Origin of the sequence: Streptomyces cinerochromogenes (genome assembly GCF_014648635.1) — a bacterium.
Lineage (GTDB): Bacteria > Actinomycetota > Actinomycetes > Streptomycetales > Streptomycetaceae > Streptomyces > Streptomyces cinerochromogenes.
The window spans coordinates 126,947-147,750 of the sequence record NZ_BMRM01000009.1; the positions used below are offsets into that span (position 1 = coordinate 126,947).

General features: G+C 70.8%; 15 protein-coding genes. 6 read left to right on the plus strand and 9 right to left on the minus strand.

Annotation, left to right across the window (positions count from 1 at the left end; genetic code table 11):
- Positions 1-10: 10 nt before the first annotated feature.
- The 7 genes from mtnB to IEZ20_RS18975 all read right to left on the minus strand — a co-directional run bounded on the left by mtnB (position 11) and on the right by IEZ20_RS18975 (position 7,774).
- Positions 11-619 (minus strand): methylthioribulose 1-phosphate dehydratase, encoded by a 609-nt coding sequence (mtnB, locus tag IEZ20_RS18945; RefSeq protein WP_189300150.1) that lies wholly within the window; start codon positions 617-619, stop codon positions 11-13.
- Positions 616-1,335, minus strand: coding sequence for an acireductone synthase (gene mtnC, locus IEZ20_RS18950; RefSeq protein WP_189300153.1), 720 nt, complete (start codon positions 1,333-1,335; stop codon positions 616-618). The genes mtnB and mtnC overlap by 4 nt, the downstream gene beginning before the upstream one ends.
- Positions 1,332-1,931 carry a 1,2-dihydroxy-3-keto-5-methylthiopentene dioxygenase gene (locus IEZ20_RS18955; protein ID WP_189300155.1) on the minus strand — a complete coding sequence of 200 codons (600 nt, stop codon included), beginning with the start codon at positions 1,929-1,931 and terminating at the stop codon, positions 1,332-1,334. Before IEZ20_RS18955 ends, mtnC begins: the two co-directional genes overlap by 4 nt.
- 234 nt (positions 1,932-2,165) lie before the next feature.
- Positions 2,166-3,782, minus strand: a complete 1,617-nt coding sequence (locus tag IEZ20_RS18960; RefSeq protein WP_189300157.1) for a glycerol-3-phosphate dehydrogenase/oxidase — start codon at positions 3,780-3,782, stop codon at positions 2,166-2,168.
- Between the two features lie 47 nt (positions 3,783-3,829).
- Positions 3,830-5,368: a glycerol kinase GlpK gene (glpK, locus tag IEZ20_RS18965; RefSeq protein ID WP_189300159.1), complete on the minus strand. Its 1,539-nt coding sequence runs from the start codon at positions 5,366-5,368 to the stop codon at positions 3,830-3,832.
- A gap of 80 nt (positions 5,369-5,448) precedes the next feature.
- Positions 5,449-6,243: an MIP/aquaporin family protein gene (locus IEZ20_RS18970; protein WP_189300161.1), complete on the minus strand. Its 795-nt coding sequence runs from the start codon at positions 6,241-6,243 to the stop codon at positions 5,449-5,451.
- A gap of 766 nt (positions 6,244-7,009) precedes the next feature.
- Positions 7,010-7,774, minus strand: coding sequence for an IclR family transcriptional regulator (locus tag IEZ20_RS18975; RefSeq protein WP_189300165.1), 765 nt, complete (start codon positions 7,772-7,774; stop codon positions 7,010-7,012).
- Between the two features lie 276 nt (positions 7,775-8,050).
- Between IEZ20_RS18975 and metH the strand changes: the two genes are divergently transcribed.
- From metH to IEZ20_RS18995, 4 genes are all read left to right on the plus strand, one after another.
- Positions 8,051-11,566 (plus strand): methionine synthase, encoded by a 3,516-nt coding sequence (metH, locus tag IEZ20_RS18980; protein ID WP_189300167.1) that lies wholly within the window; start codon positions 8,051-8,053, stop codon positions 11,564-11,566.
- A gap of 112 nt (positions 11,567-11,678) precedes the next feature.
- Positions 11,679-12,380, plus strand: a complete 702-nt coding sequence (locus IEZ20_RS18985; protein WP_189300169.1) for an HAD family hydrolase — start codon at positions 11,679-11,681, stop codon at positions 12,378-12,380.
- Positions 12,381-12,813: 433 nt separating this feature from the next.
- Positions 12,814-14,418 carry an ABC transporter substrate-binding protein gene (locus IEZ20_RS18990; protein ID WP_189300171.1) on the plus strand — a complete coding sequence of 535 codons (1,605 nt, stop codon included), beginning with the start codon at positions 12,814-12,816 and terminating at the stop codon, positions 14,416-14,418.
- A gap of 100 nt (positions 14,419-14,518) precedes the next feature.
- Positions 14,519-16,099 carry an ABC transporter substrate-binding protein gene (locus IEZ20_RS18995; RefSeq protein WP_189300174.1) on the plus strand — a complete coding sequence of 527 codons (1,581 nt, stop codon included), beginning with the start codon at positions 14,519-14,521 and terminating at the stop codon, positions 16,097-16,099.
- 108 nt (positions 16,100-16,207) lie between these two features.
- Here IEZ20_RS18995 and IEZ20_RS19000 read toward each other — a convergent pair whose 3' ends face one another.
- Together IEZ20_RS19000 and IEZ20_RS19005 are read right to left on the minus strand one after the other, a co-directional pair.
- Entirely contained in the window at positions 16,208-16,879 is a 672-nt protein-coding gene (locus IEZ20_RS19000) for a response regulator (RefSeq protein WP_010045368.1), read from the minus strand.
- Positions 16,880-16,932: 53 nt separating this feature from the next.
- Entirely contained in the window at positions 16,933-17,925 is a 993-nt protein-coding gene (locus IEZ20_RS19005) for a RecB family exonuclease (RefSeq protein ID WP_373303949.1), read from the minus strand.
- Positions 17,926-18,194: 269 nt separating this feature from the next.
- On the opposite strand from IEZ20_RS19005, the gene IEZ20_RS19010 reads away from it, so the two are divergent.
- Together IEZ20_RS19010 and IEZ20_RS19015 are read left to right on the plus strand one after the other, a co-directional pair.
- Entirely contained in the window at positions 18,195-19,760 is a 1,566-nt protein-coding gene (locus IEZ20_RS19010; protein ID WP_189300178.1) for a site-2 protease family protein, read from the plus strand.
- Positions 19,761-19,813: 53 nt separating this feature from the next.
- Positions 19,814-20,716, plus strand: a complete 903-nt coding sequence (locus tag IEZ20_RS19015; protein WP_030608343.1) for a tRNA (adenine-N1)-methyltransferase — start codon at positions 19,814-19,816, stop codon at positions 20,714-20,716.
- Positions 20,717-20,804 lie beyond the last annotated feature (88 nt).

Sequence of the window (20,804 nt, forward strand, 5' to 3'; positions counted from 1 at the left end):
CGGTCCGGGCTCACCTCCCCGTCAGCTCCAGCTCCAGCAGCCACTCCACCACCTCCGTGTGGTGCCGGGCCTGCCGCGGGTCCGCGCCCCACACGTACAGGCCGTGCCCGGCGACGACCACCGCCGGCATCCGGGGGTTGCGCGCGGCCTCCAGCCGGTCGCCCAGCTCCGTCATGTCCTGGCTGTTGGCGATGACCGGCAGCAGCACGTCGACGTCGTGGGCGGGCTGGCCGACCCCCTTGAGGATCTCCAGGTCCCTGAGGACGATCCCGCCGGGCGCCCGGCGCCCCATCGCCACCGACGCCACGGTATGCACGTGCACCACCGCGCCCGCACCCGTCAGCGCGGCCACGCGCGCGTGCAGCGCGGCCTCCGCCGACGGCCTGCCGCCCCGCACGGCCGCGCCCCGCCCGTCCACCAGCACCACGTCGGCGGCCGTCAGCTCGCCCTTGTCACGGCCGCTCGCGGTGACCGCCAGCCGCAGCGGATCGCGGGACAGCACCACCGACAGGTTGCCGGAGGTGCCCCGCATCCAGCCGAACGAGGCGAACCGGGCGGCCTCGGCGGCCAGGACCGCCCCCGCCTCCTCCAGGTCGAGCGCGCCGATGTCGGCGGTCATGTGCTCCTCCTCGCGACGGTGATCTCGTCGAACGTGCCCGCCTGCGCGTGGCCGCCGACCCCCTGCTCGTAGTACGGCTCCCCGGGCCGCCGGATCCCGACGGTCCGCCAGCCCGCCTCCCGGGCCGCGTCCAGCTCACCCGGCCGGTCGGACAGGAACAGCAGCCGGTCCGCCGCCACGCCGGCCGCCGCGGCGATCCGGCGGTACGACTCCGGCTCCTGCTTCGGCCCCGCGTTCTCGGTGTCGTACAGCCCCGAGACCAGGGGCAGCAGGTCTCCCACGGGGGTCGAGGAGAACCAGGCCCGCTGTGCCGCCACCGACCCGGACGAGTACACGTACAGCCGTACGCCCGCCGCGTGCCAGGTGCGCAGCGCGGGCACGACGTCGTCGTAGAAGTGGGAGACGAGGTCGCCGCGGGCGAAGCCCTCGGACCAGACGATGCCCTGCAGGGTCTTCAGCGGGGTGGCCTTGCGGTCCTCGTCCAGCCAGGCGTTCAGCGTCTCCTCGATCCGTACGGCGTCCGCGTCCGGCTCGCCCGTCAGCTCCCGCACCCGCGCCATCGCGCGGGCCACCGCCGGTTCCCCGGCCCGCTCGGTGAGCAGCTCGGCGAAGCGGGCGCGGGAGTACGGGTACAGCACGTCCACCACGAACCCCGTGGCGCTCGTGGTGCCCTCGATGTCGAGGACCACGGCGTCCGCCTCGATCCGCGGCCTCACGCGGCGCCCTTGTCCCGTTCGTGGGCGGCGGCGATGGTGTCGTGGTCCGGGAAGCGGGAGGCGATGGCGGAGCCGGTGAAGGTGGCGACCCAGCCGTCCTCCTCGTGGAAGAAGCGGATCGCGGTGAACGAGGGCCGGGCGCCCATGTCGAACCAGTGCCGGGTGCCGCGCGGCACGCCCAGCAGGTCGCCCTTCTCGCAGCGGACCGCGTGGACCTCGCCGTCCACGTGCAGGTAGAAGACGCCGGAGCCGGAGACGAAGAAGCGGACCTCGTCATCGTCGTCGTGGGTGTGCTCCTGCAGGAACTTCTCCCGCGCGGCCTTCGCCCGCACCGGGTACTCGGGGTCGTCGCCCGGGTGCAGGCCCAGGACGTCGACGGTGGTGAAGCCCTCCTCGGCGGTGAGCCGGTCGATCTCCGGGCCGTACGCGGCGAACACCGTCTCGCTGCCGGCGTCGTCCGGCACGTCCGCACGGACCGGCCACTGCTCGTAGCGCACCCCGAGGGGCGCCAGCACCGCGGCGATCTCGCCGGGATCGGCGGTACGGCGGATCACCGACCCGGGTCCGGACTCGGGCCAGCTCGTCAGCAGGGTCATGGCGTCAACTCCTGGGGAGGGGCGGGAAAGGAGAGGGAACCGCGGACACCGACACAAGCACTGGACGGGCGGGGGAGGGAAGAGGGCATCGCGGCGAAAGCGAGCCGGGCAGGCGGAAGGGGCGGCTCCCTCGGTGGGGGCCGCCCCTTCGTGATTCCGGACCCGGTGCGGCGGGGGCCGGAGTGCCGGCGGCGGTCGGGCTCGGGTCGGGGGAGGACCGGCCGCCGCGCGGGTCTACTTCTTGTCCAGCAGGTCCTGGACCTTGGCCCTGACCTCGTCCGTGGCCAGGCCGCGGATCGTCAGGGTGGTACGGCGGCGCAGCACGTCGTCCGTGGTCTCGGCCCACTCGTGGTCACGGGCCCACACGACCTGCGCCCAGATCTCCGGGGCGTCGGGGTGGACGCGCTCGGCCAGCTCCGGGTTGTCGTTCGCCAGGCGGGCGATGTCGAAGGCGAGCGAGCCGTAGTGGGTGGCCAGGTGCTTCGCGGTGTCGGCGCCCATGCGCGGGCCCGGGGCCGGACCGTCGACCAGCAGCCGGTGGGCGACCGCGCGCGGGTTGGCGACACCCGGCAGCGGCAGCTTCTTCGGCAGCGAGGAGATCGGCTCGAAGTCGTCGCCGAGCGGGTGACCCGGCAGCGCCTCCAGCTTCTTCATGATGGTCCGGCCGATGTGGCGGAACGTCGTCCACTTGCCGCCCGCCACGGACAGCATGCCGCCCCTGCCCTCGGTCACCACGGTCTCGCGCTTGGCCTTGGCGGTGTCGCCGGGACCGCCCGGCAGCACCCGCAGACCGGCGAACGCGTAGGTGATGAGGTCCCGCTTCAGCTGCTGGTCCCGGACGGAGAACGCGGCCTCGTCCAGGATCTGGGCTATGTCCTTGTCGTTGACGGACACGTCCGCCGGGTCGCCCTCGTACTCCTCGTCGGTGGTGCCGAGCAGCAGCATGTCCTCCCAGGGGAGGGCGAAGGTGATGCGGTACTTGTCGATCGGGGTCGCGAGGGCGGCCTTCCACGGGGAGGTCCGCTTCAGGACCAGGTGCGCGCCCTTGGACAGGCGGATGGACGGCGCCGCGTTCGGGTCCTCCATCCGGCGCAGGTGGTCGACCCAGGGGCCGGTCGCGTTCAGCACCAGGCGGGCGTTGACACCGAACTCGTCACCGGTGGTCCGGTCCTTGAGGTCGGCGCCGGTGACCCGGCCCCGGGTGAAGCGCAGGCCCGTCACCTCGGCGTGGTTGAGGACGACCGCGCCCGCCTCGACGGCCGCGCGGACCGTCATCAGCGCCATGCGCGCGTCGTTCATCTGGTCGTCGCCGTACACGGCCACGGCCTTGAGGTTCTCGGTGCGCAGCTCGGGCACGTCCTGCGCCGCCTTGGCCGGCGACAGCAGGTGGCCCACGCCGTCGCCGAACGCGGAGAGCGCGGAGTAGGCGAAGACGCCCGCGCCGAGCTTCGCCGCGCCGTGCGGCCCGCCCTTGTACACGGGGAGGTAGAAGGTGAGCGGGTTCGCCAGGTGGGGGGCCACCTGGCGGGAGACCGCACGGCGCTCGAAGTGGTTCTCCGCCACCAGCTTCACCGCGCCGGTCTGCAGGTAGCGCAGGCCGCCGTGGAGCAGCTTGGAGGAGGCGGAGGAGGTGGCGCCGGCGAAGTCGCCGGCGTCGACCAGCGCCACCCTGAGCCCGGACTGCGCGGCGTGCCAGGCGGTGGAGATGCCCAGGATGCCGCCGCCGATCACAAGAAGGTCGTACGACGCCTTGGCGAGCTGCTCCCTGGTCTCGGCGCGGCTCGGGTTGGAGCCGGAGGCCGGGTGCGTCCCCAGGGCAGGTACGGACTGCAGGGTGGACTGACTGGTCATGTCGGGTACTTACTCCTCGTCAGACTGTCTGAGCCGGCTACGGCCGCTCAGCTCTCGTCCTCGATCCAGCCCATGGTCCGGTCGACGGCCTTGAGCCAGTTCTTGTACTCACGGTCGCGGGTCTCCGCGTCCATGCGGGGGGTCCACTCGGCGGCCCGGCGCCAGTTGGCGCGCAGATCGTCGGTGCTGGACCAGAAGCCGACGGCGAGACCGGCGGCGTAGGCGGCGCCGAGGCAGGTGGTCTCGGCGACCATCGGGCGCACCACGGGTGCGTCCAGGACGTCGGCGAGGGTCTGCATCAGCAGGTTGTTGGCGGTCATGCCGCCGTCGACCTTGAGGGTCACCAGCTCGTCGCCGGAGTCCTTGACCATGGCGTCGGCGATCTCCCGCGTCTGCCAGGCGGTGGCCTCGAGGACGGCGCGCGCGAGGTGCGCCTTGGTGACGTACCGGGTCAGACCGGCGATCACACCGCGGGCGTCGGAGCGCCAGTGCGGGGCGAACAGACCGGAGAAGGCCGGCACGAAGTAGGCTCCGCCGTTGTCCTCGACCGAGAGCGCGAGCGTCTCGATCTCGGCGGCGGTGGAGATCAGGCCCATCTGGTCGCGCATCCACTGCACCAGCGAGCCGGTGACGGCGATGGAGCCCTCCAGGGCGTACACGGTCGGCTGGTCGCCGATCTTGTAGCCGACGGTGGTGAGCAGACCGGCGTAGGAGTTGATGATCTTCGAGCCGGTGTTCATCACCATGAAGGTGCCGGTGCCGTAGGTCGACTTGGTCTCGCCCTCGGAGAAGCAGGTCTGGCCGAACAGGGCCGCCTGCTGGTCGCCGAGCGCGGAGGCGACCGGGATGCCGCCGAGCAGGTCGCCCAGCTTGCCGCCGGTGACCTCGCCGTAGACCTCGGCGGAGGACCGGATCTCGGGGAGGATCTGCAGCGGCACGCCGATGGATTCGGCGATCTTCTCGTCCCACTGCGTCGTGTGCAGGTTCATGAGAAGGGTACGGGAGGCGTTGGTCACGTCGGTGACGTGCTTGCCGCCGTTGACACCGCCGGTCAGGTTCCAGATGACCCAGGTGTCCATGGTGCCGAAGAGGATGTCGCCGGCCTCGGCGCGCTCCTTCAGCCCCTCGACGTTGTCGAGCAGCCAGCGGGCCTTGGGCCCGGCGAAGTAGGACGCGAGCGGCAGGCCGGTCTCCCGGCGGAAGCGGTCCTGGCCGACGTTGCGGCCCAGCTCCCGGCAGAGCGCGTCGGTGCGGGTGTCCTGCCAGACGATGGCGTTGTGGACGGGCTCACCGGTGTTCTTGTCCCACAGCACGGTGGTCTCGCGCTGGTTGGTGATGCCGATGGCCTTGATGTCGTCACGGGTGATGCCGGCCTTCTCGATGGCTCCGGCGACGACTTCCTGGACGTTGGTCCAGATCTCGTTGGCGTTGTGCTCGACCCAGCCCGGCTTCGGGAAGATCTGCTCGTGCTCCTTCTGGTCGACGGAGACGATCCGGCCGTCCCGGTCGAAGACGATGCAGCGCGAGGAGGTCGTGCCCTGGTCGATCGCCGCGATGAAGGGGCCTGCGGTGTGGGCGTCGGTCACTGTGTGCTCCTGAAAGGTCCGTGGTGAGGGGGCTGTACGTACGGCGCGTGCTCGAAGACTCGGTGCTGTCCGCAGGCTTCTCAGGCGAAGGCGACGTTGTAGAGGCCTGCGGCGATCGCGGCGCCGATCAGCGGACCGACCACCGGGATCCAGGCGTAAGCCCAGTCGGAGCCACCCTTGTTGGGCAGCGGCAGCAGGGCGTGCACGATGCGCGGGCCCAGGTCACGGGCCGGGTTGATCGCGTAGCCCGTCGGGCCGCCGAGCGAGAGACCGATCGACACCACCACGAACGCGGTGATCAGACCCCCGAGGATGCCGAGGCCGTTGCCCTTGTCGTTCAGGCCCTGCGTGAGGACCGCGAGGATCAGCACCACGGTGCCGATGATCTCGGTGGCGAGGTTCTGCACCACGTTCCGGATCTCCGGGCCGGTGGAGAAGACGCCGAGGACGGGGCCGGCCCCCTTCTCCTGGGCCTCGACCGCCTTGGCGGAGGTGGCCTGCGCACCGGGGCCGCCCACGATCTCGTGGTCGGTCAGGTGCGCCTGGAACTGGCCGTAGTAGGCGACCCAGACCAGGGCCGCGCCGATCATCGCGCCGAGCAGCTGGCCGGCGAAGTAGATCGGAACGTTGCTCCAGTCGCTGTCCTTGATGGCCAGGGCGACGGTGACGGCCGGGTTGAGATGGGCACCGGACAGCGGTCCGGAGATGTACACGGCCGTCATGACGGCGAAGCCCCACCCGAAGGCGATGGCGAGCCAACCGGCGTTACGGGCCTTGGAGGCCTTCAGCGTGACAGCGGCACAGACGCCGCCGCCGAGCAGGATGAGTATGGCGGTACCGATGGTCTCGCCGATGAAGATGTCGGAGCTGGACACCCGCGACTCCTTTGTCCTTCGTCCAGGGGTAGCCGAACCCCGGGTCCCACCGGGGGTTCTGGCGCCCTCGGGGGTGAGAGCGATGCCGGCCCTTGGCGTTGTCACACTCTAGCGCGTATTGCCGGTAGGTGTTCGACAATGCCGACCGATGGACGGGAGTCTTGTTCGGCGTTACGCGTGCGTCAAGAGTTCTGTTATCGAAAACAGGATCGTTACTGATCGATAGGGGTTATCGATCATCACCGCAGGTCATCGGCCTTCGCGTCCGGACGAACGATCTAGCCCTGTTTGTCGCTTTCAGGGTAGGGCGAGGGCCGGAACGCCGCCTGGCGTCCCGGCCGTTCCGTGTCCTCGCTCCCCGGTCGTCGCCCGTTCCGGCCGCAGCCCGTCCCCGACTCCGGGCCGGGGCTGTCCCCCGCTTCGGGCCGGGGCTGTCCCCCGCTTCGGGCCGTGGGTCGTCCCTTGTGTCGGGCCGTGGGTCGTCCCTTGTGTCGGGTCGCGGTCGTCCCCTGCTCCGGGTCGCGGGTCGTCCCCCGCTTCGGGCCGTGGGTCGTTCCCTGCTCCGGGTCGCGGGTCGTCCCTCGTGGCGGGCCGTGGGTTGTCCCCCGCTTCGGGCCGTGGGTCGTTCCCTGCTCCGGGTCGCGGGTCGTCCCTCGTGGCGGGCCGTGGGTTGTCCCCCGCTTCGGGTCGCGGTCGTCCCCTGCTTCGGGTCGCGGGTCGCCCCTCATGTCGGGCCGTGGGTTGTCCCCCGCTTCGGGCCGCCGGTTCAGAACCGCCCGGCGCCCAGGTCCCGGGAGACCGCGCGGGCGCAGTCCCGCACCGCCGCGATCAGCTCCGGGCGCAGCTCGCCGTCCCGGCACAGCCGCTCCACCGCCCCCGTGATGCCGACGGCACCCACGGGCATCCGGCGCCGGTCGTGGATGGGCGCCGCTATCGACGCCACGCCCTCCCAGGTCTCCTCCACGTCCGCCGCGTACCCACGCGCGCGTGTGATGTCCAGGAGGTGCTCGAAGGCGTCGGGATCGCACACCGTGCGGTCCGTGAAGGCCTTCCGGTCCGTCTCCAGCGCCTCGCTGTGCGCCACCGGGTCGTACGCCGAGAGCACCTTGCCCAGGGCCGTCGAGTGCAGCGGCTGCATGGCCCCGATCTCCAGCACCTGCCGGCTGTCGTCCGGCCGGAAGACGTGGTGCACGATCAGCACGCCCTGCTGGTGCAGGACGCCCAGGTACACGCTCTCCCCGCTGGACCGGGCCAGGTCGTCGGCCCACACCAGGGCCCGCGCGCGCAGTTCGTGCACGTCGAGATAGGTGGTGCCGAGCCGCAGCAGCTCCGCGCCCAGCTGGTAGCGGCCGGAGGCGTCGTCCTGCTCCACGAAGCCCTCCTGCTGGAGGGTGCGCAGGATCCCGTGGGCGGTGCCCTTGGCGAGACCCAGCGACGAGGCGATGTCCGAGAGGCCGAGCCGTCGCTCGCCGCCCCCGAGCAGCCGCAGCATCGCCGCCGCCCGTTCGAGCGACTGGATGTTCCGTGCCATCGCCGTTCTGCCTCCGTCCCTCGACCTGCCCCGGTACGCAAACCACCGTTCGGCAATGTCGAACACTACCGGTCCATGCCGACGTCCCGCTAATGGTCGGACGGCACCTGTTACATCACGGGCGACCCGAGCGTCGTATCAGGGTCACCCGCGTCCGTCTCGTGGACGGATGTGCCCATCCAAGCCGACTCCCGGTTACTCTGGCGCCGTGCGGCAACTCCGGCCTGCCCGGGAAGCCGCATAGCCGACAGCCGTCGCACCACAGGGAGCCCCTACATGGCCTCGTCGCCTACGTCCCCTTCCGCCGACAGCCGGACCCGTGTGTCCGCGCTCCGAGAGGCGCTCGCCACCCGCGTGGTGGTCGCCGACGGAGCCATGGGCACGATGCTCCAGGCACAGGAGCCCACCCTCGAGGACTTCCAGAACCTCGAAGGGTGCAACGAGATCCTCAACCTCACCCGCCCCGACATCGTCCGCTCCGTCCACGAGGCGTACTTCTCCGTGGGCGTCGACTGCGTCGAGACCAACACCTTCGGGGCCAACCACGCGGCCATGGCGGAGTACGACATCGCCGACCGCGTGTACGAGCTGTCCGAGGCCGGCGCCCGCATCGCCCGCGAGACGGCCGACGCCTACTCCGCCCGGGACGGCCGCACCCGCTGGGTCCTCGGCTCCATCGGCCCCGGCACCAAGCTGCCCACCCTCGGCCACATCGGGTTCACCACCCTCCGTGACGGCTTCCAGGCCAACGCCGAGGGCCTGCTCACCGGCGGCGCCGACGCCCTGATCGTCGAGACGACCCAGGACCTGCTGCAGACCAAGGCATCCGTCCTCGGCGCCCGGCGCGCCATGGAACGCCTCGGCAGCGACGTCCCCCTGCTGGTCTCGATGGCCTTCGAGACCACCGGCACCATGCTGCTCGGCTCCGAGATCGGCGCCGCGCTCACCGCGCTGGAACCGCTCGGCATCGACATGATCGGCCTGAACTGCTCCACCGGCCCCGCCGAGATGAGCGAGCACCTGCGCTACCTCACCCGGCACTCCCGCATCCCGCTGCTGTGCATGCCCAACGCCGGCCTGCCCGTCCTCACCAAGGACGGCGCCCACTTCCCCCTCGGCCCCGAGGGCCTGGCCGACGCCCAGGAGAACTTCGTCCGGGACTACGGCCTCTCCCTCGTCGGCGGCTGCTGCGGCACCACCCCCGAACACCTGCGCCAGGTCGTGGAACGCGTCCACGACCTCGCCCCCACCGAGCGCGCCCCCCGCCCCGAGCCGGGCGCCGCCTCCCTCTACCAGTCGGTCCCGTTCCGGCAGGACACCTCCTACCTGGCCATCGGCGAGCGCACCAACGCCAACGGCTCCAAGAAGTTCCGCGAGGCCATGCTGGAGGGCCGCTGGGACGACTGCGTGGAGATGGCCCGCGAGCAGATCCGCGAGGGCGCGCACATGCTCGACCTGTGCGTGGACTACGTCGGCCGGGACGGCGTGGCCGACATGGAGGAACTGGCCGGCCGCTTCGCCACCGCCTCCACCCTGCCGATCGTGCTGGACTCCACCGAGGTCGACGTCATCCAGGCGGGCCTGGAGAAGCTCGGCGGCCGCGCGGTGATCAACTCCGTGAACTACGAGGACGGCGACGGCCCCGACTCCCGGTTCGCGAAGGTCACCCGGCTGGCGCGCGAGCACGGCGCCGCCCTGATCGCGCTGACCATCGACGAGGAGGGCCAGGCCCGCACCCCGGAGAAGAAGGTCGAGATCGCCGAACGGCTGATCGCCGACCTCACCGGGAACTGGGGCATCCACGAGGAGGACATCCTCATCGACACCCTGACCTTCACCATCTGCACCGGTCAGGAGGAGTCCCGCAAGGACGGCATCGCCACCATCGAGGCCATCCGCGAGCTGAAGAAGCGGCACCCGGCCGTGCAGACCACGCTGGGCCTGTCGAACATCTCCTTCGGCCTCAACCCGGCCGCCCGCATCCTGCTGAACTCGGTCTTCCTGGACGAGTGCGTCAAGGCCGGCCTGGACTCCGCGATCGTCCACGCCTCCAAGATCCTGCCGATCGCCCGGTTCAGCGAGGAAGAGGTGCAGACCGCCCTCGACCTGGTCTACGACCGCCGCAGCGAGGGCTACGACCCCCTCCAGAAGCTCATGCAGCTCTTCGAGGGCGCCACGGCCAAGTCCCTCAAGGCCGGCAAGGCCGAGGAGCTGGCCGCGCTGCCCCTGGAGGAGCGGCTCAAGCGCCGGATCATCGACGGCGAGCGCAACGGCCTGGAAGCCGACCTGGACCTCGCGCTGGCCGAGCGGTCCGCCCTGGACATCGTCAACGAGACCCTGCTCGACGGCATGAAGGTCGTCGGCGAGCTGTTCGGCTCCGGCCAGATGCAGCTGCCGTTCGTCCTGCAGTCCGCCGAGGTCATGAAGGCCGCCGTCGCCTACCTCGAGCCGCACATGGAGAAGTCGGACGCCGAGGGCAAGGGCACGATCGTGCTCGCCACCGTGCGCGGCGACGTCCACGACATCGGCAAGAACCTCGTCGACATCATCCTGTCCAACAACGGCTACAACGTCGTCAACCTGGGCATCAAGCAGCCGGTCTCCGCCATCCTGGAGGCCGCCGAGGAGCACCGGGCCGACGTGATCGGCATGTCCGGACTGCTGGTGAAGTCCACGGTGATCATGAAGGAGAACCTGGAGGAGCTGAACCAGCGCGGCCTCGCCGCCCGCTTCCCGGTCATCCTCGGCGGCGCCGCCCTCACCCGCGCCTACGTCGAACAGGACCTGCACGAGATCTACCAGGGCGAGGTCCGCTACGCCCGCGACGCCTTCGAGGGCCTGCACCTCATGGACGCCCTGATCGGCGTCAAGCGGGGCGTGCCCGGGGCGAAGCTGCCCGAGCTGCGCCAGCGCCGGGTCCGCGCGACCACCGCCGTCCAGGTCGAGGAGCGGCCCGAGGAGGGCCACGTCCGCTCCGACGTCGCCACCGACAACCCCGTGCCCACCCCACCCTTCTGGGACACCCGCGTCGTCAAGGGCATCCAGCTCAAGGAGTACGCGAGCTGGCTGGACGAGGGCGCCCTGTTCAAGGGCCAGTGGGGACTGAAGCAGGCCCGCACCGGCGAGGGTCCGACCTACGAGGAGCTCGTCGAGACCGAGGGCCGGCCCCGGCTGCGCGGCCTGCTCGACCGGCTCCAGACCGACAACCTCCTCGAAGCGGCCGTCGTCTACGGCTACTTCCCCTGCGTCTCCAAGGACGACGACCTGATCATCCTGGACGAGCAGGGCAACGAGCGCACCCGCTTCACCTTCCCGCGCCAGCGCCGCGGCCGGCGCCTGTGCCTGGCCGACTTCTTCCGCCCGGAGGAGTCCGGCGAGACCGACGTCGTCGGCCTCCAGGTCGTCACCGTCGGCTCCCGCATCGGCGAGGAGACCGCCAAGCTCTTCGAGGCCAACGCCTACCGCGACTACCTCGAACTGCACGGCCTGTCCGTCCAGTTGGCCGAGGCCCTGGCCGAGTACTGGCACGCGCGCGTCCGCGCCGAACTCGGCTTCGCCGGCGAGGACCCCGCCGACATCGAGGACATGTTCGACCTGAAGTACCGCGGCGCCCGCTTCTCCCTCGGCTACGGCGCCTGCCCCGACCTGGAGGACCGCGCCAAGATCGCCGGGCTGCTGAAGCCCGAGCGGATCGGCGTCCACCTGTCCGAGGAGTTCCAGCTGCACCCCGAGCAGTCCACGGACGCCATCGTGATCCACCACCCCGAGGCCAAGTACTTCAACGCACGGTGAGGCGTGTCTCACCCGGCATCCTGATCGGGTGAGTCGTATACTGGTCGGTCCACTGCAGGCCGGTTCCCCGCCGGGGAGCCGGCCTGGCCGTCCCTCAAGGAGGTGCGCCCGGATGACCAGTACGGTCCCCGCGCTCGGAACCAGAACGGCCGAAGGCTCCGCCCTGCAGGCGGTGCTCCTCGACATGGACGGCACCCTCGTCGACACCGAGGGGTTCTGGTGGGACGTCGAGGTGGAGGTCTTCGCCTCCCTCGGGCACACCCTGGACGAGACCTGGCGGCACGTCGTGGTCGGCGGCCCCATGACCCGCAGCGCCGGCTTCCTCATCGAGGCGACCGGCGCCGACATCACCCTCGCCGAACTCACCGTGCTCCTCAACGAGGGCTTCGAGGACCGCATCGGCCGGGCCCTGCCGCTGATGCCGGGCGCCGCCCGGCTCCTCGCCGAGCTGCACGAGTCCGAGACCCCGACCGCCCTGGTCTCCGCCTCCCACCGGCGCATCATCGACCGGGTGCTGTCCGTGCTCGGCCCGCACCACTTCGCCCTCTCCATCGCCGGCGACGAGGTCTCCCGCACCAAGCCCTTCCCCGACCCGTACCTGCTCGCGGCCGCGGGCCTAGGTGCGGATCCGGCCAGATGCGCCGTCGTCGAGGACACCGCGACCGGCGTCGCCGCCGCCGAGGCAGCCGGCTGCCGGGTCGTCGCCGTACCCTCCGTCGCCCCCATCACCCCCGCCGCCGGGCGCACCGTCGTCACCTCGCTGGAAGAGGTCGACCTGCCATTTCTCCGGAGCCTGATGACGGAAATGCGCTGACTGTTCACCCAGCGTGCAAAGTCGAATCACCGTGCCGGACATATTTCCGGGGAAGTACCCCCGAGTGGAATTGCCGGGGGACCGCGCGGCCGAATTCTGCTGACCGGCCGCACAGTTGGAAGTGTGACGTTCCCCACGCCGGAGCGGCTCGACAACGGTGGCCAAGTGTGCTGACCCGTGCCGAACAGGCGGAAACGGCGGCACGTTGTGTCCCGATTGGTGGGACGCTGCACTAATCATGCCGCTGTCGGGTTTTCGGTGCGTCCGCAGCCGGTTCCACTGCGTGATGGGGGGTCAGCTCACGCGGCTGCGAGGCGGGCTGCGGGCGCGGACTAATCTCATCGCGAGAACATCGCCGAGAACCCCTGTGATCCGCCGCACCACCCCTGCATGCCGGATACACGGACCCGAACAGCTCTGGAGAAACTCCCGCATGAACCGCAAGACTTTGGTGCTGCCGGCGGTGGCCGGCCTGCTCACCCCGGTTCTCGCCGCGTGCGGCGGATCCGGCAGCGGGAGCAAGAGCGGTGACGCCATCGTCGTCGGTACCACGGACCAGTTCACGGCCACCAAGGACGCCCCCGCGCCCCTCGACCCGGCCTACGCCTACGACGTCGGCACCTGGAACATCCTGCGCCAGTCCGTGCAGACCCTGATGGCCCAGCCCAAGGGTGAGGGCGACCCCGTCCCCGAGGCCGCCGAGAGCTGCTCCTTCACCGACAGCGGCAGCGAGCGCTACGCCTGCAAGCTGCGTGAGGGCCTGAAGTTCGCCAGCGGCGACGCGGTGACCGCCCAGGACGTCAAGTACTCCATCGAGCGTGCGCTGCGCATCAACTCCGACAGCGGTGTCTCCGCCCTGCTGAACACCATCGACACCATCGAGACGCAGGGCGACCGCGAGGTCGTCTTCCACCTGAAGACCGCCGACGCCACCTTCCCGTACAAGCTGTCCACTCCGGTCGCGGGCATCGTCAACCCGAAGGACTACCAGAAGGACAAGCTCCGCGACGGCTTCGAGATCGACGGCTCCGGCCCGTACACCTTCAAGGCCGACGTCAAGAACGACGCGATCGTCAGCGCCACCTTCACCAAGAACCCCTCCTACGAGGGCAGCATGAAGGTGAACAACGACAAGGTCGAGCTGCGCTCCTTCAACGACGCCGACGCCATGAGCGCCGCCATCGACAAGGGCGACATCGACGTCATGACCCGCACCATGTCGCCCGCGCAGATCCAGAAGCTGGACGCCGGCAGCGACAAGAACGCCGACCTGGTCGACATGCCGGGCCTGGAGATCCGCTACCTGGCCTTCAACACCGACGCCACCAGCGTCAAGTCCAAGGCCGTACGCCAGGCGATGGCCCAGCTCATCAACCGCGGCGAACTGGTCTCCAAGGTCTACGGCACCCAGGCCGAGCCGCTGTACTCGATGGTCCCGGCCACCGTCACCGGCCACTCCAACGCGTTCTTCAACAAGTACGGCAACCCCAGCGTCGACAAGGCCAAGAGCCTGCTCGGCAAGGCCGGCATCACCACCCCGGTGAAGCTCACCCTGCACTACACCACCGACCACTACGGCTCGGCCACCAAGCAGGAGTTCCAGATCCTGCAGAAGCAGCTTAACGACAGCGGCCTGTTCGACGTCTCCATCGAGGGCCACCCCTGGGCCACCTTCCGGCCCGCCGAGCGCAAGGGCGAGTACGACGTCTACGGCATGGGCTGGTTCCCCGACTTCCCGGACGCCGACAACTTCCTCGCGCCGTTCCTCGACAAGAACAACTTCCTCGGATCGCCGTACAACAACGGCACCATCCAGCGCACCCTGATCCCGCAGTCCCGCCGCGAGGCCGACCGGCTCGGCGCCTCCAAGAGCCTGACGGAGATCCAGGACATCGTCGCCGAGGACGTCCCGATCCTGCCGCTGTGGCAGGGCAAGCAGTACGTCGCCGCACGGGACGACATCACGGGCGTGGCCTACGCCCTGAACTCCTCCTCGACGCTTCAGCTGTGGGAGCTGGGCCGCGGTGTGAGCGGCTGACGGCTCTCCGCCGCCGGGGCCGGGCACGAAGCGGCCCCGGTGCCCGGGGCCAGGGACGGCGGCCCCGGGCTGACGAACCGACGACAAGGCACACATTCAAGTGAACATGCGCAACCAGTGGCCAGTTCTGCCCATCGTGGCGGGACTGGCCTCCGGCCTGTTGACCGGCTGCGGCTCCGAGACCGGTGACTCCGGGGGCACCGGCTCCTCCGTGGTGATGGGGATGTCCGACGACGTCCTCGCCACGGACCCGGCATCCGGCTATGACCCCGGCTCCTGGCTGTTGTTCAACAACGTCTTCCAGTCGCTGCTCAGCTTCCCCAAGGGCGCGACCGAACCCCGGCCCGACCTCGCCAGACAGTGCCTCTTCACCGACACCCGGGCCATGGTCTACAAGTGCGAACTGAAGGACGGCCTGAAGTTCAGCAACGGTGACGCCCTCACCTCCGCGGACGTGAAGTTCTCCTTCGACCGCATGCTGAGGATCAACGACCCGGCCGGCCCCGCGATCATGTTCCCGATGCTCGACAAGGTCGAGACACCGGACGCCAAGACCGCGATCTTCCACCTGAAGGTGCCCGACGCCACCTTCCCCAGCAAGATCGCCTCCGGCGCCGGCTCCATCGTGGACCACCGCCAGTACGACGCGAACGGCCTGCGCACCGACCACCAGGCCGTCGGCTCCGGCCCCTACAAGCTGGACTCCTTCGACAAGGACCAGGCCGTCTTCTCGGTCAACGACAACTACCGGGGCGAGGCCAAGCCCAAGAACTCCGGAGTCACCCTCAAGTTCTTCCACGGCGACCGGACCGCCCTGCGCAAGGCCCTCCTCGACGGCGGCATCGACATCGCCTACCGAGGCCTGTCCGCCGCCGACATCGCCGCCCTCGACCAGCAGGCCGACAACAACGGTGTCGACGTCATCGACGGCAGCAGCGCAGAGGTCCAGCACCTGGTCTTCAACATGAAGGACCCGGTGGCCGGCAAGTCCGGCGTCCGCAAGGCCATGGCCTACCTCATCGACCGCGACGCCCTCATCCACGACGTCTACCGGGGCACCGCCACCCCGCTGTACTCGATCATCCCCGCGGGCGTCACGGGCCACAACACCGCGTTCTTCGACACCTACGGCGCCCGCCCCTCCCGGGACAAGGCCGCCGCCGCACTCCGCGCCGACGGCATCACGGGCAAGGTCAAGCTCACCCTGTGGTCCACGCCGTCCCGCTACGGCCCCGCCACCGACCAGGAGCTGAAGGCCATCGCCGGCCAGCTCAACGCCAGCGGCCTGTTCGAGGCCGACGTCCAGTCCGTCGCCTACGACCAGTACGAGAAGGACATCGCCGCCGGCAAGTACGGCGTCTACGTGAAGGGCTGGGTGCCGGACTACCCGGACGCCGACAACTTCACCGCGCCCTTCTTCGGCAAGGGCAACGTCCTGAACAACAACTACAACAACAACACCATCACCAAGTCCCTCATCCCCGACACCGCCGCACAGAGCGACCGCACGGCGACCGACAAGGACTTCGGCAGGCTCCAGGACATCGTGGCCGACGAGCTGCCCGTCCTGCCGGTCTGGCAGGCCAAGCAGTACGCCGTCGTCCGCGACGGCGTCTACGGCCTGGAGTACTGCCTGGACGCCTCCACCGTGTTCCGCTTCTGGGAGATCAGCAAGAGCTGACCCCAGGTACACAACAGAGGGCGCCCTTCCCGCGGGGGAGGGGCGCCCTTCGCCATCGCGACGAACCGCCCGGCCGTACCGCCCAGCCGCACTGCCCGGCCGTACCGCCTACTGCGCGCCGGGACGCACCAGACCGCTCTCGTACGCGTACACCGCGGCCTGCACCCGGTCCCTGAGTCCCAGCTTGGTGAGCACATGCCCCACATGCGTCTTCACCGTCGTCTCGCTGACGAACAGATCCGCCGCGATCTCCGCGTTGGACAGCCCGCGTGCCACCAGCTTCAGCACCTCCACCTCACGGTCGGTGAGGGTGTGCAGGGTGTCCGGCACCGGCTCCTCACCCGACGGCAGATGCGTGGCGTACTTGTCCAGGAGCCGCCGCGTGATGCTCGGCGCCAGCATGGCCTCGCCCGCCGCCACCACCCGGATCGCCTGCACCAGCTCATTGGCCGGCGCGTCCTTCAGCAGGAAACCACTGGCCCCGGCACGCAGCGCCTCCACCACGTACTCGTCCAGGTCGAACGTCGTCAGCACCAGCACCTTGGCCGGACCGTCCCGGCCGGGCCCGGTGATCTGCCGGGTGGCCTCCACACCGTCCATCCGCGGCATCCGGATGTCCATCAGCACGACATCCGGCTGCAGCGCTCGCACCTGGTCCAGGGCCTGGAGGCCGTCACCGGCCTCGCCGACGACCGCGAGGTCCTGCTCGGCCTCCAGGATCATCCGGAAACCCGTACGCAGCAGCGGCTGGTCGTCGACCAGTAGGACGCGGATGGCCACGTGACACTCCTTCGCTAGTCCCGCCCCATTCTGCCCTGCCCCGGATCTCCGGTTCACCCGGTCCCGGGCTCCACCGCCGTCACCGGCAGCGGGTAGGGCGGGGGAGTACCGCCGAACTCCGGGCAGTGCGCCCGGTGGTCGCACCAGCCGCACAACTTCGTCGGCCGGGGCCGCCAGTTCCCCGTCTGAGTGGCCTGCCTGATGGCCTCCCACAGCGCGTGCAGCTTCCGCTCCACCCGCTCCAGATCGGCCGGCACCGGGTCGTACGTCAGGACGTCCCCGCTGCCCAGATAGACCAGCTGCAGCCGGCGCGGAACCACCCGCTTCAGCCGCCACACCACCAGGGCGTAGAACTTCATCTGGAACAGCGCGCCCTCGGCGTACTCCGGGCGGGGCGCCTTGCCCGTCTTGTAGTCGACGATCCGCACCTCGCCCGTCGGCGCCACGTCCACCCGGTCGATGATCCCGCGCAGCCGCAGCCCCGACTCCAGCTCCGCCTCCACGAACAGCTCACGCTCGGCCGGCTCCAGCCGCGTCGGATCCTCCAGCGTGAACCAGCGCTCCACGAGCCGCTCCGCCTCCGCGAGCCACCCGGCCAGCCGCTCCCCGTCCGGATCGTCCGCGAACAGCTCGGTCACCTCCGGCCTGCTCTCCCTGAGCCGGTCCCACTGCCCGGGGATCAGCGCCTTCGCCCGCGGAGCGGTCCGCTCCCCGGCCGGCGCGTCGAACAGCCGCTCCAGCACGGCGTGCACCAGCGTGCCCCGCGTCGCCGCCGGGCTCGGCTTCTCCGGCAGCCGGTCGATCACCCGGAACCGGTACAGCAACGGGCACTGCATGAAGTCACTGGCTCGCGAGGGTGACAGCGAGGTCGGCGCACTGACACCCCGCCCGGCGGGAACGGCCACCGCGGACTCCTCGGCCAGGGGCGGCTCGCCGCTCCCTCCGGCCGGTCCGGCCGGTCCGGCGACGTCCGGGACCGGTTCCGCGGGCCGCGCCGGGGGCACGGGCGGCTCCGCCTCGCCGGCCTGCTCCAGGGGCGCGGGCATCGTGGGGCCCGGCGGCCGGGGTGCGGCGGCCGGGGGCGGCTGGTCGGCGCCGCCCGGCAGGGCCGCTGCCTCGTCGATGCTGCTGTCCATGTCCACAGACCTTACGGCCCGCCACCGACAGTGACCCAGCCCGCCGCCCGCGTCGACCACCCGACCACGGGGCAAACACAAGGGGTGCCGGGGCGAAACGTGCCACCAAGGCCGCATACCATCGACCAGAGACCCTTCCGCCCGGCAGGTGCGGAAGACGCTTCGAACGAGGGGACACCGTGGACGTGAGCGGCGGGAGCGGGCAGCCGCGGTCCGGCAACGACGAGCCGGCCGAGCACTCCGCCGACCCAACGGTCCCGGCGACCGGACCCACCGACCACCCCGGCCCCGAGCCCGACCGAGGACCCCGCGAAGAAGCCGGCCCCCCGCCGGCGAAACCGTCCCCCGACACCACCGGCACCCCCACCGGGAACGGCACCACCGGGAACGGCACCGGAACCGACACCACCGCGAACGGCACCGGAACCGACACCACCGCGAACGGCACCGGAACCGACACCACCGAAACCGGCACCGGCGGCACCCCCACCGGAACCCGCCCCACCGGCACCGGCACGGACGGCGCCCCCGACCACCGCAGCCTCGCCCACTCCGGCATCGCCAAGGGCGAACCGCCCGAGCCGCGCCCCAAGGAACCCGGCGGCGGCATCCTCATGGGCCGCCCCTTCGGCGTACCCGTCTACGTCGCACCCAGCTGGTTCCTCGTCGCCGCCCTGATCACCTGGGTCTTCGGCGGCCAGCTCGACCGCGTCCTGCCCGAACTGGGCGCCGCCCGCTACCTGGTCTCCCTCTTCTTCGCGGTCGCCTTCTACGCCTCCGTCCTGGTCCACGAGCTGGCCCACACCCTCGCCGCGATCCGCTTCGCACTCCCGGTCCGCCGCATCCAGCTCCAGTTCTTCGGCGGCGTCTCCGAGATCGAGAAGGAGGCCGAGACCCCCGGCCGGGAGTTCGTGCTGGCCTTCGTCGGCCCCCTGCTCTCCCTCGTCCTCGCCGGCCTGTTCTACCTCGCCATGAAACCCGTGGAGCCCGGCACCGTACCCGGCGTCCTGCTGGCCGGCCTGATGGTCTCCAACCTCATCGTGGCGATCTTCAACCTCCTCCCCGGCCTCCCCCTCGACGGCGGCCGCATGCTCCGCGCCGTCGTCTGGAAGATCAGCGGCAAGCCGATGACCGGCACCATCGCCGCCGCCTGGGTCGGCCGCGCCCTCGCCGTCGCCGTCCTGGTCGGCCTGCCCCTGCTCAACCAGTCCGGCGCCCTCGGCGGCAGCGGCGAGGACACCGGCGGCATGGACACCGTCACCGACGCCCTGCTCGCCGCCATCCTCGCCGCGATCATCTGGACCGGCGCCGGCAACAGCCTGCGCATGGCACGACTGCGCGAACACCTCCCCGAACTGCGCGCCCGCACCCTCACCCGGCGCGCCGTACCGGTCGAGAACGACACCCCCCTCTCCGAGGCCCTGCGCCGCGCCAACGCCGCCGGGGCCCGCGCCCTCGTCGTCGTCGACGCCGACGGCAACCCGCTCTCCCTCGTCCGCGAGGCCGCCATCGTCGGCGTACCCGAGCACCGCCGCCCCTGGGTGGCCGTCAGCGGCCTCGCCCAGGAGCTGACCGACGGCATGCGCGTCTCCGCCGAGCTGGCCGGAGAGGAACTGCTGGACGTCCTGCGCGCCACCCCGGCCACCGAATACCTCGTGGTCGAGCAGACCGGCGAGATCTACGGCGTCCTGTCCGCCGCGGACGTCGAGCGGGCCTTCGTCAAGGCGATGGCACGGCCGGCCTGACCCCGCGCCTGCCGTCGGTCAAGGCCCCGGCAGGGAACCGGTAGGCTGGTCACATGTCCGAACCGACCGGTGCCGCCCGCCGTCGCGGGCCCTTCAAGGTCGGGGACCAGGTACAGCTGACCGACCCCAAGGGCCGCCACTACACGTTCACGCTCGAAGCAGGGAAGAACTTCCACACCCACAAGGGTTCCTTCCCGCACGACGAACTGATCGGCGCTCCCGAGGGCAGCGTTGTCCGCACCACCGGCAACGTCGCCTACCTCGCGCTGCGCCCCCTGCTCCCCGACTACGTCCTGTCCATGCCCCGCGGGGCAGCCGTCGTCTACCCGAAGGACGCGGGGCAGATCCTCGCCTTCGCCGACATCTTCCCCGGCGCCCGCGTCGTGGAGGCCGGCGTCGGCTCCGGCTCGCTCAGCAGCTTCCTGCTGCGGGCCATCGGCGACCAGGGCATGCTGCACAGCTACGAGCGCCGCGAGGACTTCGCGGAGATCGCCAAGCAGAACGTCGAGCGCTACTTCGGCGGCCCGCACCCCGCCTGGCAGCTCACCGTCGGCGACCTCCAGGACAACCTGTCCGACACCGACGTCGACCGCGTCATCCTCGACATGCTCGCCCCCTGGGAATGCCTGGAGGCCGTCTCCAAGGCACTCGTCCCCGGCGGCATCCTGTGCTGCTACGTCGCCACCACCACCCAGCTCGCCCGGACCGTGGAGTCCATCCGGGAGATCGGCTGCTTCAACGAGCCGACCGCCTGGGAGACCATGATCCGCAACTGGCACATCGAGGGCCTGGCCGTCCGCCCGGACCACCGGATGATCGGCCACACCGGCTTCCTGCTCACCGCCCGCCGCCTCGCGGACGGCGTCGAGCCGCCCATGCGCCGCCGCCGCCCCGCCAAGGGCGCCTACGGCGAGGACTACGCCGGCCCCAACGCCGACGGCGGCGCCGGCCGCTGACCGGCCCCCCGCACGGACAACGCAAGGGCGCCGTGGCAGAGTTCCCACCGATCCACGGGAACCCGGCCACGGCGCCCCTCCGTTGACA